Origin of the sequence: Pseudanabaena yagii GIHE-NHR1 (assembly GCF_012863495.1) — a bacterium.
Lineage (GTDB): Bacteria > Cyanobacteriota > Cyanobacteriia > Pseudanabaenales > Pseudanabaenaceae > Pseudanabaena > Pseudanabaena yagii.
This window is the reverse complement of the sequence record NZ_JAAVJL010000001.1, coordinates 2,088,990-2,103,327: the sequence shown is the minus strand read 5'-3', so window position 1 is coordinate 2,103,327 and position 14,338 is coordinate 2,088,990. Positions and strand designations below refer to the sequence as shown.

Below are 14,338 nucleotides of genomic sequence, written 5' to 3'. Positions count from 1 at the left end.
CAATGGGTGATTCGAAAATTTAAGGCAAGTAGAGATTGAAGAAAAGCACTCAGCAAAGCTTTACTCCTCATTTTAGCATTATGAACAAACTCAAAAAGCCCAAATACAAAGGCAACTTTTCTTTAGAAAGGCTGTGGTCTTCACCACGAATGATTGTCACAATGGTGGGCGTTGCACAAATGAAGGATGAATCAAGAAAAGGTGGGAATCGATTTGTACTTGAGATAATGAATTAACAGACGAATTGAATACCGCAACATTTGTTCAGATTTTGAATAACATAAAGTTTTGCGATGCAATCTGGCAAGATAATGTCTCAGTCTCGTATTTTCACCCTCAACTCTGGTCATGTAGGTTTTGCTAATAATTTGATCTTCCGAGTTGATAAACATTTTGTAGACACAGTAGCCATCGGTAACCCAGAAATAGCATTGCCAAACCTTAATCAATGTCCATAGAGGTTCAAAGGTTTTGCTACTCCTATCCCCTAATACCCAAGCCAAGATACCTTGGCTAAAATGATTCACCGCAGTCCATAGCCAAATCAAGTTTTTTTTGACCCAACAAAAGTCTGGAGTTCATCCAGTTCACCAACATCAGGAATAGTCTCAATCGGTGGATGTTCTGGTAATTGCTTGGCTGCTTCCTTAACCCAGTTGATGACTGAGTTGTGACTAACATCGGTACATCTCTCAATTTGTCTAAATCCCATGCCGTTGCAGTACATTTTTAGGCATATTTTTTTGACATCTTGGGAATATCCCAGCACTGAGTAATGATCAATGAACTGACGACCGCAATCAGCGCAAATATGATTTTGTTTGTCTCCTCGTTTCCCATTTTTACGAATATGTGTTGAACCACACTTTGGACATTTCATTGTTTTTCATTGCTTAAACTCGTTATCTTTAATATTTACTCATTCATCCCTCATTTATGCAACGCCCAATGGTGAAGTACTTGCTGATATTCTTGATAGGATTGATACTGAAATCGGTCAAGTTTCGGTAGATGGAGTCTATTACCATCGCTATTTCTATGACGTACAACACCACATCACCGTGACCAAAATCTCCGTTATATCTGTAAACAAAACATGGACGTAAAAGCTGGAAACGTGACTCAGATTATCATCGACGTTATTTAGCAGAAACCACTATGTTTCGTTTCAAAAAATCTTTGGTGCTAATTTATGTTCTCGTAAATTTGACAATCAGGCGGTTGAGTTGTTCATCAAATGTGCTGTGCTTAATCAGATGATTCAACTTTCTAAACCTCTCTCCTCTCCTGTTGCTCGTTAATTATCTATCCTAATATCCTTTATCTATTATATTCTTTTTATTCATGAAACAAAGCCGTTTAAATATTTCAATTTAAAATCTTTACTCAGCAATCATTTTAGAATAAATTTCATGTAAGCTGACTTTTGATCATTCTGAATATGTGCAATACCTTCCTCCCTTATGTTTCTCCTAAACGCTACCACAAATCATGAAAATGATTTGATGATAGTCATGCGACAAATGACCATGAATGAAGTATTAACAGATAATCGGCATTTTCAGTAGGAAGGCTTAAAATCCTATTCTGAATAAGGACAAAGAAAAAAATTTGGTATGGGCATAGCATTCCCGTAAGAATTTATAAAATTTACGATCGCCTCAATTCAGGAATGCTATGCTCCTAATTACTATTTAAACTTGTCGAGAATGCGGCGCATGGCTTCATTCACATTATCGCGACTATTGAAAGCCGAAATACGGAAGTAACCTTCCCCTGCTGCACCAAAACCAGAACCGGGCGTTCCCACCACATTACAGGTTTGCAAGAGCTTGTCAAAGAAATCCCAACTGGTCAGCCCTGCGGAAGTCTTCACCCATACATAGGGAGCATTTTCACCGCCATAAACAGCTAAACCTGCTTCAGTCAATTTCTCACGGATAATCTTGGCATTTTCAAGATAGAAGCTAATCAGAGCCTTAGTTTGCGCTTGCCCTTCTTCAGAATAAACTGCCTCTGCACCACGTTGGACGATATAGGAGACACCATTAAACTTAGTGGATTGACGACGATTCCAGAGCTTCCATAATTCCACATTAGAACCATCTTTTGACTTGCCAATCAAGTTCTTCGGCACAACGGTTAACGCGCAACGAGTACCTGTAAATCCTGCATTCTTCGAGAAAGAACGGAACTCGATCGCACATTCCTTCGCGCCTTCAATTTCATAGATCGAGTGAGGAAGGCTAGGATCGGTGATAAATGCTTCGTAGGCGGCATCAAAGAAAATAATTGAACCATTGGCACGCGCATAATCGACCCATGCTTTGAGATGTTCCTTAGTGGCGGTTGCGCCTGTGGGATTATTTGGGAAGCAGAGGTAAATCAGATCAACTTTTTGGGTCGGAATCTCGGCGGTAAAGTTATTTTCGGCAGTTACAGGCAAATAAACTAAGCCTTCGTATTCGCCTTTCTCGTTGATATCGCCTGTGTGACCTGCCATCACGTTCGTATCCACATAAACGGGATAGACAGGATCGGTGACAGCAATAATATTATCGTCGCCAAAAATGTCGAGAATGTTGCCACAGTCGCACTTAGAGCCATCGGAAATAAATATCTCAGAAGCGTCAATATCACAGCCTCTCGCTTGGAAATCATGTGCTGCAATCTTTTCACGCAACCATGCGTAGCCCTGCTCGGGACCATAGCCCTTAAATGAACTGCGATCGCCCATATCTTCAACCGCTTTGATCATGGCATCACGACATGCTTGGGGCAAAGGTTCGGTGACATCGCCAATACCAAGGCGGATCACTTGAGCTTCAGGATTTGCCTCGATAAAGGCGTTTACCCGTCTTGCAATTTCGGGAAATAGGTAGCCTGCCTTAAGTTTTAGATAGTTGTCGTTAACGGTAGCCATGATGGGTGAGTTAATCTCTTTCAATTTTTGTATAGTTTTATATTATGCCTGTATCCAGTTACTTAAGTCACCCAAAGCTTTAATTGCTAATCCCTTCGCAATAAAATCCCTTCGCAATAATTTTAGAGATTGCATAGCTGCCATATATCCTCTTCATTATTGGGAAGTTTGAGACTTAACAGGATTAATCAACTTGTGTTTTTGACCTTAACATCAAAAATCTTTGGATTAATGTCCATAAGGTTGTTAACTTTTGAGAATTAGGACAATACATGACAAAAAGATAAATTAGAGGCAATATAAACAAATGAGACTTCTTATGAAAAAGAGCATAAATCAGCCCCTTCGATTTCTTTAAATCCAATCTCTTTTGATCAGCATGAAAATCATTCAATAGGACAATTGCTGGGCTGACAAACACCTTGATTCCTCGACTATGAGCACGCATCATTATTTCTGAGTCAGCATGATAATGAGGCAAAAAATTCTCATTGTATAGACCAATTTGCGTAAATACCTGTCGGGAGATTAAAACACCATTACCTGCTAAAGCATCTACTTGCATAATTTCTGAATTTCTAACTTCTATAGGCAAAGCTTCTAGATTAGTATCGTGATAATTTAAACTCAAAAATTTCGCAGTTCCCCATTGATTAGAAGTACCTAGCGACCAGATCAAATGAGGATTATTAAGATAGTTGATACAGTTACCTAAAATTAAAGCCTGATGCTTTTGAGCAATTTCTACCATTCTCTCGACATGATTTTGCTCAACTACTGAATCATCATTAATTGTCAGAATATATTCATAGCAATCGCTCAGAGCTGCTTTAACTCCAGCATTAGTCGCACCCGTCCAATATTCGCGATCACTTACACAGATCAGCGTTATCTCTGGAAAACGTTGAACTAGTTCTTCCCTTGTCCCATCAGTGGAATTCGAGTCTACAATAATCATCTGGAGATAAGGATAAGTCTGGCATGAAAATTTTTCTAAAAAGCGAAACAACTTGTCTTTGCGATTACGAGTAGGAATCACCGCCGCAACTTTAGGAAGATTAGAAACATCTTGAGGAAGCATACAAAATCTAGGTGGGTAAACGCAAAATCTTCTGGAATAAATCTTGATAACGTGATGCTTGAAGAGATTGGGTAAACTCTTGCTCGGCTTTAGCTCTAGCAGCAAGTCGCAGATTGTGATATCGATGAGAATCATTCAAGACCCAATCAATTCCATTTGCCAGATCTTGACAATCTAATGGTTTTGCTAAATATCCCTGTTGCTGATGTTGAATCATCTCAGGTATACCGCCTATCTTAAAAGCCACACAGGGTGTACCACAACTGATAGATTCCATAACAGTGTTAGGTAAATTATCTTGAGTGGAAGGAACTAATAATAGATCAACTGCGGCATACATTACTGATAGAGATAGCTGATCATGGAGTTGTCCTAAGTAGTGACAGGGAAATCCCAAATCTACTGCTTGCGCTGGTTGCGAAGCTCCAAATATGACTAATTCTATACGGTCATGCCAATCTGTTTGTTTGAGCAGTTGTAAAGTGGGTTGCAAAAATTGCCAGCCCTTACGAGGATCACTAGTTGCACGCATTGCGCCAAAAAGAAGGAGATGTTTATCCTGTGGCAGTTTCAATAAGTCTCTAGCAATTTTCGGATCTATTGGTCTATAAATCTCTGTATCTATACCATTCGGAATTACGTGAATAGGGCGATCGCCTATAAGCGAACTGGTCTTTGCTATATTCGCTAACCATTGACTGGGTGTCACAATTGTTAAATCAAGGTCTTTCCAAGCTTTAGCCTTACGGTTCCAGACCCAGCGCGAAATATCCTGATCGTGATGACTATGCAGTTGCGGACAATTACCACAGCTAACGGTATAGCGATCGCAATCTTGACTATAGTGACAACCTCCTGTAAAAGCCCACATATCATGCAGTGTGAGCACAATGGGTTGCTTAAACTTTTTGAGGGTTTCTATCTGGACAAAGCCACCTGAAATCCAATGTAGGTTTAGAATATCGGGCTGGATACCTTGAATATTATTCGGTAGATTGTCAGGGAGCCATTGTGGGAAAAAAGCACCATAGTTATCAAACTGACGATAAAAGCGCAAAGGTAAAGCATCAATTGTGGCTCTGGTTTTGGCAATTCCCATCTGGATGAGGCTCTGAGGCGCTATCACCGTCCAATCATCGCTAGACTTTTCCTGTACGAGCATTCTGGAATCGATAGAAAGCGATCGCAACCCTTGATGCAATCGATAAGCTGCGCGTGCAGCCCCTCCCCGAATATCACAAGTACTAAGCAGTAAAACTTTCAAAAGAATCTATGAACAGGAAAATAAATTGTGTATGCCATCATATCTAGAAAATGTTTACTGAGCAAATAGTCGCAGATTTGTAAATTTAAGCGAAGAGCAACTTATTATAAGCAATATAAAATTTTTTTAGTGCAGCTTTTTTATGTCTGCCCCGTTACATCATGATGCTCAACCACGACGCAATCGCCATCAGCTTTCTCTGAAGATATTGCTGATTGTTCCATTTGTGACACAGGTAATTGCTGCGGTAGGGATTACAGGATGGTTATCAGTGCAGAATGGGCGCGAGGCAACACAGGAGCTAGCACCTCAGATTGGGCAAGAAGTCAGTAATACCATTGAAACCCATGTACGCGGCTATTTTGATACACCTTTAGAAATCCTTCAAGCCCATGCTGTGACCGCAGGGGACGGGCATCTAGCTTTAGAAAACCTAGATAAGTTAGATAAGTTGTTTTGGCAGCAAATGCGCCAAGCCCCAAATTTATATTTTTTCTATGCTGCTAATCCCCAAGGTCAATTTATTGGGGTTGAGCGTAGAAGCGAAAGTAATTTGGTCTTACACCGATCGCTTTTATTGGCAACCTCAGAACAAAAAGTTGTCTATCGTTTAGATGCCAAGGGTAAAGTTCTCAATCAAATTCAATCGGATATTTATAATCCTCGCAATCGCCCTTGGTATCAAGGAGCTATTAAAGCAAAACAAGCGGTTTGGAGTCCAATTTATCTGTTTGTAGCAAGACCTATTTTAGGGATTACGGCTTCTGTCCCCATCTATGGTGAATCAGGAAATTTACGCGGAGTTTTAGCAATTGACTTGACACTTTCGCAAATTGGCGACTTTCTCCGACAGCTCCAGATCTCTAAAACAGGACAGGCTTTTATTCTCGAGCAGTCAGGCGAAATAGTTGCCACTTCAACTTCTGAAAATCCCTTCATTGATGCACCGCAAGGGCAAAAGCGGATTCATGCTCTCCAAAGTCAGAATTCTTTACTGCGTTTAGCTTTTCAAAATTTGCAAAAAAAATATCCTAATCTAGCAGATATTCCTAATCATCAGCAAATTCAAATGGAATGGGAAGGAGCAACACAGTATGTGCAGATTACAAAGTTAAGGAATGCTCAAGGATTAGACTGGTTGCTCATTGTGACGGTATCGGAACAAGACTTTCGCGATCGCATTAATATCAATACCCGTAATACCATTGTTTTATGTGCCTTAGCGTTAGTTTTTGCTAGCCTGACGGGCTTTTACACATCCAAATGGATTGCAAAGCCTGTGGAGAAGCTTATCGAAGCATCTCATTTACTTGCTACTCTATCAGCTTCCGCCGACCTTGCTAGTGGGCAACCCTACCATCCCATTGCCACGGCAAATGTCCGCGAATTATCGATTTTGGCAGAATCTTTTAATCAAATGGCGCAACAATTGCAAGCTTCATTTACTGCCCTTGCGAAAAACAAAGAAGAGCTAGAAGAAAGAGTCGAACAGCGCACTGCGGACTTGGCAGAATTTGTGAGTTTGCAAAGAGCAACCTTTGAGTCGGTCGCCGATGGTATTTTGGCAGTGGATCGGGTTGGGCAGATCACCACCTACAATCAACAGTTTGTGGATATGTTTTCTCTATCTTTAGAGGTTTTGGCTATTTCCGATTATTCCCTACGATTAGAGTTCCTCGCCGAACAAATGGTCGATCCTCAGGATTTTATGCAGCGATCGCATAATTTCTATCATCATCCTGAAATGGAAAGCTATGATTTGCTGGAGTTAATCGATGGCAGAATATTGGAGCGTTATTCGCGCCCACAAAAGCTCTCTGATCAGATTATTGGGCGTGTCTGGAGTTTTCAGGATATTACGGCACGAATTAAAGCAGAGCAAGCCCTTAAGGAACAGGAAGCTTATTTACGATTAATTATCGATAGTATTCCTCAACAGATTTTCTGGAAGGATGTCAATTTAGTCTTTCGCGGGTGTAATAAAAACTGGGCGATGTATGCTCAGCTTGATTCGCCTGAAAGTGTAATTGGCAAAACTGACTATGATCTGATCAATAATCCTGAATTGGCTGATAATTTCCGTAAACATGACCAGCAAATTATGGAATCAAATGTGCCTGAGATGCATATAATTCAGCGCAAAATTAATCCTGATAAGCAAGGGCAATCGATTTGGTTAGATATCAGTAAACTACCAATCATTGATGCTGATGGTAAGACGATTGGCATTTTGGGCGTATTAGACGATATTACACAACGGAAACTTGCGGAAGAAGCCCTGTTTGCTGAGCAGGAAAAATCAGAGCGTTTGTTGTTAAACATTTTGCCAAAAGCGATCGCAGATCGCCTGAAGCAATCGCATGGGGTCATTGCTGATAGTTTCGAGTCGGTTACAGTGCTCTTTGCAGATATCGTTAATTTTACAAGAATGTCTTCAGAACTCTCTCCTCAGGATTTAGTTGATCTCCTGAATCTAATTTTTTCTAATTTTGATACGTTCTGTGAAATCTATGGCTTAGAGAAAATCAAAACTATTGGTGATGCCTATATGGTGGCAGGAGGGATTCCAATTCCCAGAACCAACCATGCGGAGGCGATCGCCTGTATGGCTTTAGATATGCTTGATAAAGTAGATGAACTCCGTATCTTAACAGGTAGCCCCTTACAAATCCGCGTTGGTATTCATACAGGGGCAGTAATTGCTGGTGTGATCGGGACGCAAAAGTTTATTTATGATCTTTGGGGCGACACCGTAAATGTGGCGAGTCGAATGGAATCCCATAGTGAAGTTGGTAAAATTCAAGTTACTGCGGAAACCTATCAACTTCTCAAACATAAATTTGATTTAGTTGAACGTGGTGTGATTGAAGTCAAGGGTAAAGGAATGATGCAAACCTATTGGCTCATTAGTAAAAGAGCCTAATTTTTTGGGGAGTGGCTTCGCCACTCCCCAAAAAATTAGGCTCTTTATTTTCTTGCAATAAATCTGGGGGCAGGGTTGCGGAAGAGATATTGTAAATCCCTTTGCCGATCGCTAACCGATTCAGGACCATAACCCCAGAGACTCTTGTAATAAAAGAAGGAGATGCCTAAACCGCGCTCTTGAGTTGCGATCGCCTGTGAGTAAATCTGTGACATGGGGACATTGTTGTTACGGAGTCCAGACAGAATTCCGATACCTGTAGAAATTTTATTTTGGACTTCAGCAATTTCAGGACGACTAATTTGAGCACGGAAATCCTCTAGATCATTGCGATAGACCTGCACAATTAACTCATCGACAATCCCTTGACGTACCCAGCCCAGCCAGTCTTGCAACTGTTGCTTATAGGCAAATTCATAATAGTTAGGAGACACTGAGAAAACGAGATTGGGCTTTCTTTGCTTCACAGCTTTATTCAAATTTGCCATGAATGCAGTAATTTTATTAGCACGCCAACGTACCCAATCAGGATCATTGGGATCAGCAGGTGCATCTCGTTTCGTTTCTTGACGATAGAGATTGAGGGTATAGCGATCGTATCCAAAGGTTTTAGGCAGGCTGGTGTGATCGTCAAACTGAATTCCATCTAGGTCGTAATTAGAAACGGCTTCTAGGACTAACTCCGTCAGAAATTTCTGGACTTCAGGATGAAAGGGATTGAGCCATGCAACTTCCCCTGCGGCAGTCACAGAAGTAGTATCACCATCACGCTCTTGGGTGAGCCAGTCAGGATGAGTAGTAGCAAGTTCTGATGTGGGAGGAGCCATAAACCCAAACTCAAACCAAGGCATAACTAATAAATTATGCTGGTGTGCCTGCGTGATGATGTCAGCAACAATATCCTGCCCCTCAGAACCTCGATAAATAAAGGGCTGAATCCCTGCATTTTGAGCAACCGTGCTAGGAAACATCACATAGCCCGAAGCCCAAACAACAGGATAAATGGTATTGAAGTTCAGTTGCTTGAGTTGTTGGAGTGCTTGCCCTAGCTGTTTGCGATCGCTAAACACTGTAAAGTCATTACTAGTTAACCAAACGCCGCGAATTTCCTGTCTTGATATCACAGGTGCTGGACTTGGCGAATTTGGCACTATTAATTGCTTATTGAGCTGCTGCTTTTGTTGATTGGTTTGGGCGATCACTTGAGCCGTCGATCCCAAAGAAGGGATCAGACTAGGTAAAATCAAAGTAGTAACAAAAGCGATTGTAAAAAGAAATGGCAAAAAATGCTTGCGCGATCGCACAATTTGCCAGAGACTATGCCAAAGAGCATTCCCGAAACTATATTCATGACAAATTTTAGACATGAAAATCTGTGGCGCTAGTTTCATGAGAGGCTTTAGTCGCATAAATATAAATTATTGAGTTACCTTGAGTTTGTGACGGAACCTGATTGAACATCAAGCGTCTTTTTGCCGAATTACATTAATATAACTTTTTGTAAGCCATTGAGGATTGCGCTGTCATGCTTAAGCAAAACCATCGAGCATGGGTGGAAGTCGATTTATCTGCGATTCAGCATAATGTGCGTCAACTAAAGGCTAAGCTAACTGCGCCAACAGAGTTAATGGCAATCGTCAAAGCAGATGCCTATGGACATGGAGCGATCGATGTTAGTCAAGCAGCGATCGAGGCGGGGGCGACTTGGTTAGGTGTTGCTACTATTCCTGAGGGCATCCAGTTGCGCTGTGCGGGAATCACTGTTCCCATTGTCGTGTTGGGGGCGACCAATGGTGTTGACGAAATTAAAGCGATCGCTGAGTATCGATTACAACCAACAATTTCTAATTCTAAGCAAGCCCTGATCTATCACGAAGTTCTCTCTCAAACCGAAGAACGGGTTCCTGTACATTTAAAAATTGATACAGGTATGTCTCGGTTAGGTGTGAATTGGCAAGAGGCGATCGCCTTTGTACAGTTAGTCCAACACTTGCCCAATTTAGAGATCATGAGTGTGTATTCACACTTTGCCACTGCCGATGACAAAGATCAGACCTTTATGCAGTTGCAAACTCAAAGATTTCAGCAAGTAATCGCATCTCTTAAGGCTGAAGGTATCTGCCCACCCCGTATTCACATTTGCAATACAGCCGCTATGCTATGCGATCGCCAAATTCATTATGACATTGTCCGAACAGGGCTGGGTATTTACGGACTATATCCCGCACCCCATCTCAAAAATCTGGTGGATTTACAGCCCGCCCTTACCGTGAAAGCTCGCATCTCCCAAGTCAAAACCATTACCACAGGTACAAGTGTGAGCTATGGTCGCTCATTCATTGCCCCGCAGGATATGACCATCGCAACCGTAGCGATCGGCTATGCCGATGGCATTCCCCGTGGTCTATCCAACCGTATTCGTGTAGCGGTTAATGGTCAAAAAGTTGCTCAGATTGGCACAATCACGATGGATCAATGTGCGATCGATGTGACCCATGTCTCAAATGTAAATGTTGGCGATGTCGTAACCTTCCTAGGCGGCGATTCCGAAAACACTGCCGATTACTGGGCAAATCTCCTCGGTACTATTTCATGGGAAATTCTCTGCGGATTCAAGCACCGTTTACCGCGTATTAACGTGATGAATGCGATCAGTATAAAATCAATAACTAACTTTATTTAAGTTTTACTTACTATAAACGTGATATGCAACAAAGAACTTTAAAGCGTTAAACTGTCTATATCTACGCTGTCATTTAATAAGACATTACTGTTCCAAGGATCAAAGGAAATTAACTTTTTGCTAGGTAAATGAGGACGTACAAAAATATTGCCAACTTCATTGAGCATACAGGCGGCAAATGAGAAAGAGCTATTAGATATAGCTACTACATTGCAATGACTAAGCAAATAGAAATCAGGATAAAAATCTTCTAATTGCTTATCAGTTATATCTATATCTAAATCTTTACTTGTTATAGGCATGTAGTCACTAAAGTCTGAAATCACACTATTGATATCATCACTAGCAATAAATAAGACTGGGTCTTCTAAAGTATCCCAAAATCCTTCTAGCCAGTCTCGATACCATTGGGTAGGAGCTGTAAAAAATATCCCATGTCCATAGTCTCCTCTTCGCAAATGCAGTCCAACAATAGTTTTACCAAAAGACTGCAAACGTTCCAAAGCTAAATTCATAGCTGAGGCAATTATCGGAACTGGTTTAAATAGCGATCGGAATAGTTCTTTGTGTGGTGAATAATACTTAGTATGATATTGAAAATAACCTATAAAATCAACATTAACATGCAAAGGAGTAGCATTTGGCAAAAGTGATTTGGCCAGATCCTCATAACTATTATCAAGATCTCTAACTACTGATAATTGATAAGGCTTGAAAACCTCATTTGTCTCAGCGTGTCCAAAAATTGTCTGTCCAATCCAAGGTGATGTAGCTATTCTAAGATTGTGATTTTTAGCATATATTCTCAGAAAAGCATATTGAAAAAGTTGATTCGCAAAACGTCCATTATTCCCAATAGTGGACATTACAACAATAGGTTTTTTGATATAAAAAGCATCTCCCCAGCTTCTATGATAAGGCGAGGTTGTTATAATTCTCTCAAATCCGTAAGTATCTAGAAGTTTATCTAATTCATGTACTAAACTACAACCTTCATATAGTTCATCATAGTTAACTTCAATATTAATTGCATCAATAAAGTTTAAAGTTTGTTTAGCTCCCTCTAGAGCCAGTAATTCGGCTCCCTGAATGTCAATATTTAGTAAATTATATTGTCTCAAATCAATAGATAACTCATGTAATAGGACATCTAAAGTTTTACATGGAACTTCAATTAGCTTTTCTTCTGTAATCTGAGGATAAATCTGGCTATGAATCTTTAAAGGTAGAAGTGAACTACTCTGATCAGAAGAAGTAATATGTAATTGTGCTACACCTTCATAGTTGCTAACAGCGCAATTTATAGAATAGATATCTTGGATTTCATAATTGGCTAGATTATTTTGAAGCCGTTCATATACTTCTGGATTAGCCTCAATCAATATCATTTTGGAGACATTCATCGCTATATAGTCAGCTACTTCCTGACCTTCATGGGCACCAATATGGATTACCCCATGTGGTTCTACATTATATTTAGAACAAAGTTCATTTATATTAAGCATTATTCCATCTTCACCCATTAGCAAAGAGCAAATGCGATCGCTAATAGCCAAGAAATTACTATATTGATAATCTTCATATTCTGAAGAAAAAACTGGGATAAATTCTATATCTTCGTCTTCAATCTTGAATACAAAATAATGATTTTCCTCTAAAAGTTCATAAATTTGTTGCAAGGTTATACCCGCATCCTGATACGTCCCCCCATACTCAAATTGAATTATATCTATAGAGCCTTTTTTCAAAAATTGGATAGCTCCCATCAATACGTCTAGCTCAGCACCTTCTACATCAATTTTCAAAAAGTTAATATGATGAATGTTCCTTTGTTGGCAATATGTATCTAGTGTTATCGTAGGTAAAGAGAATTTAGTAGGAGGAGCCAAATTTAGTAACTGCTCTACTCCTAATCTTCTATACATAGTACTTAATGCAGGATCTTGAGAATAAAAATAGCAATCTTGAATCTTTTCGCAATTAGATAAAGCTATATTGTTTGGAAAGATGTTACCTTCTCTTAGAATATCTGCATAATTTTTAATAAGTGTATAGTAATTTTGAGGAATAGCCTCAAACATATGTATTTCTACACTATTATGATTGGATAAAACTTGAAAAGACCAATTACCAACATTTGCTCCAACATCAAATACAACATCACCAGAAGAGATAAATTGCTGGATAACTTTAACTTCACTATCAGTGATTTGTATAATATTTTGAGAAGCCATGATGTTATTTTTAGATTCAATATTACAATTAAAATTTAAATTTCTATCAATAATTTTTCTTGATCAAGAATATTTTCTCTCTAGCATCATTGAAAATTTTTTCTCTAGCATCAGAAAACTCACAATTAGTTAATAAGCACTGTTCTAATGATATAACTGCTTCATCTAATTTATTTAAGGCTATGTAGCAGCATCCTTGCAAATAAAATGCTTCAGCAGCTAAAAAGTCAAAAGAAGTACTAAAAGTCTCAAATTGGCAAGATAAATTGGAGTTATAAGTTTTGTGTATATAACAATCTAAAGAAACTTGCAAATAGGCAATAGCTCCCAAATGAAATCCAAGCGAGGATAGCGTTCTTCCAGCCAAATTGAGGATATGAGGAGATCTATCACACCATTGTAAAGATCTTGGAAGAATTGCAAAAAGACTTTCTAAATCTTCATTATTAAAATAGGTTTGACATAGTGTAATTAACCAAGTAGGAACAAAAACAAAATCTAATGGTTTTTGCCCTGATATGATGTAAGGAATTAATCTTTCAATAACTTGCTCGCTACACTGTAAAGATTTTTCTATTTCTCCTACATCCCTATAGTATCCGTATAAGTAGTACATTAGCATCCAACTTAGTGGTTCCTTGCTAGCGATTCTTTCTAGCATAGGAATATAAAATTCACGACATTTTCTTAAAGAATTACCATCTGCATCTCCATAATGTTTGATAAAAATCTGTTCTTTAATTGAATGATTAATCTCTTGTTCAAATATTGGGCGATTTTTATAAAAAAGTTGTTCATGGAGCCTCCCCTTAAATGACAAATTTTGATCGCGTCGAAACAAACGAAAATAGTATCCTTCTTCTATAAATTTATCAGAATCAGAAATAACTTGATATCTATAAATCATATTACAGAGAATTGAAAGACTTAGCGATTTCAGGTAAATACTTAAGTCTGTAGTTAAATTAATTTCTTCGTCAGCATCTAAAGATAATATCCATTCACCTCTTGCATAACTGATAGCAAAGTTCCTTGCAGATGCGAAATCATCACACCATTCATATTCATAAACATTTGCACCGTATGAAAGAGCAATTTCTTTGGTGTTATCTTCTGATCCTGTATCAACTATAATAATTTCATCAACTATGCTATGAACACTATCTAAACATCTAGCTAAGTTTTTTGATTCATTCTTAACGATCATACATAATGATAGATATGGACTAT

Annotated in this window: 9 protein-coding genes and 1 pseudogene; 3 read left to right on the top strand and 7 right to left on the bottom strand. The window is 39.2% G+C overall.

The window, feature by feature from the left end; translation table 11 throughout:
- Positions 1-191 precede the first annotated feature (191 nt).
- Positions 192-880, bottom strand: a protein-coding gene (locus HC246_RS09670; RefSeq protein WP_169361945.1) for an IS1 family transposase whose coding sequence is annotated in 2 segments (ribosomal slippage) — positions 192-545 and positions 548-880 — 687 coding nt in all. Because the reading frame shifts where the segments join, the coding sequence is not laid out codon by codon here.
- A gap of 171 nt (positions 881-1,051) precedes the next feature.
- On the opposite strand from HC246_RS09670, the pseudogene HC246_RS25855 reads away from it, so the two are divergent.
- Positions 1,052-1,301 (top strand): annotated as a pseudogene (locus HC246_RS25855) (IS5/IS1182 family transposase); the annotation flags it as partial.
- 389 nt (positions 1,302-1,690) lie between these two features.
- Here the strand turns inward: HC246_RS25855 and HC246_RS09665 are convergent.
- From HC246_RS09665 to HC246_RS09655, 3 genes are all read right to left on the bottom strand, one after another.
- Entirely contained in the window at positions 1,691-2,923 is a 1,233-nt protein-coding gene (locus HC246_RS09665; RefSeq protein WP_169363206.1) for an LL-diaminopimelate aminotransferase, read from the bottom strand.
- Positions 2,924-3,107: 184 nt separating this feature from the next.
- A complete protein-coding gene (locus tag HC246_RS09660) occupies positions 3,108-4,004 on the bottom strand; it encodes a glycosyltransferase family 2 protein (protein WP_169363205.1) in 897 nt (298 codons plus the stop codon).
- A gap of 7 nt (positions 4,005-4,011) precedes the next feature.
- Positions 4,012-5,268, bottom strand: coding sequence for a glycosyltransferase family 4 protein (locus HC246_RS09655; protein ID WP_169363204.1), 1,257 nt, complete (start codon positions 5,266-5,268; stop codon positions 4,012-4,014).
- A 142-nt stretch (positions 5,269-5,410) separates the two neighbouring features.
- Here HC246_RS09655 and HC246_RS09650 point away from each other — a divergent pair, with 142 nt between their 5' ends.
- Positions 5,411-8,191, top strand: coding sequence for an adenylate/guanylate cyclase domain-containing protein (locus tag HC246_RS09650; RefSeq protein ID WP_169363203.1), 2,781 nt, complete (start codon positions 5,411-5,413; stop codon positions 8,189-8,191).
- A gap of 44 nt (positions 8,192-8,235) precedes the next feature.
- On the opposite strand, the gene HC246_RS09645 is transcribed toward HC246_RS09650, so the two are convergent.
- Positions 8,236-9,558 carry a family 10 glycosylhydrolase gene (locus HC246_RS09645; RefSeq protein ID WP_169363202.1) on the bottom strand — a complete coding sequence of 441 codons (1,323 nt, stop codon included), beginning with the start codon at positions 9,556-9,558 and terminating at the stop codon, positions 8,236-8,238.
- 158 nt (positions 9,559-9,716) lie between these two features.
- On the opposite strand from HC246_RS09645, the gene alr reads away from it, so the two are divergent.
- Positions 9,717-10,874, top strand: coding sequence for an alanine racemase (gene alr, locus HC246_RS09640; protein WP_169363201.1), 1,158 nt, complete (start codon positions 9,717-9,719; stop codon positions 10,872-10,874).
- A 38-nt stretch (positions 10,875-10,912) separates the two neighbouring features.
- On the opposite strand, the gene HC246_RS09635 is transcribed toward alr, so the two are convergent.
- A complete protein-coding gene (locus tag HC246_RS09635; RefSeq protein WP_169363200.1) occupies positions 10,913-13,108 on the bottom strand; it encodes an FkbM family methyltransferase in 2,196 nt (731 codons plus the stop codon).
- A gap of 46 nt (positions 13,109-13,154) precedes the next feature.
- Positions 13,155-14,315, bottom strand: coding sequence for a glycosyltransferase family 2 protein (locus HC246_RS09630; protein ID WP_169363199.1), 1,161 nt, complete (start codon positions 14,313-14,315; stop codon positions 13,155-13,157).
- Positions 14,316-14,338 lie beyond the last annotated feature (23 nt).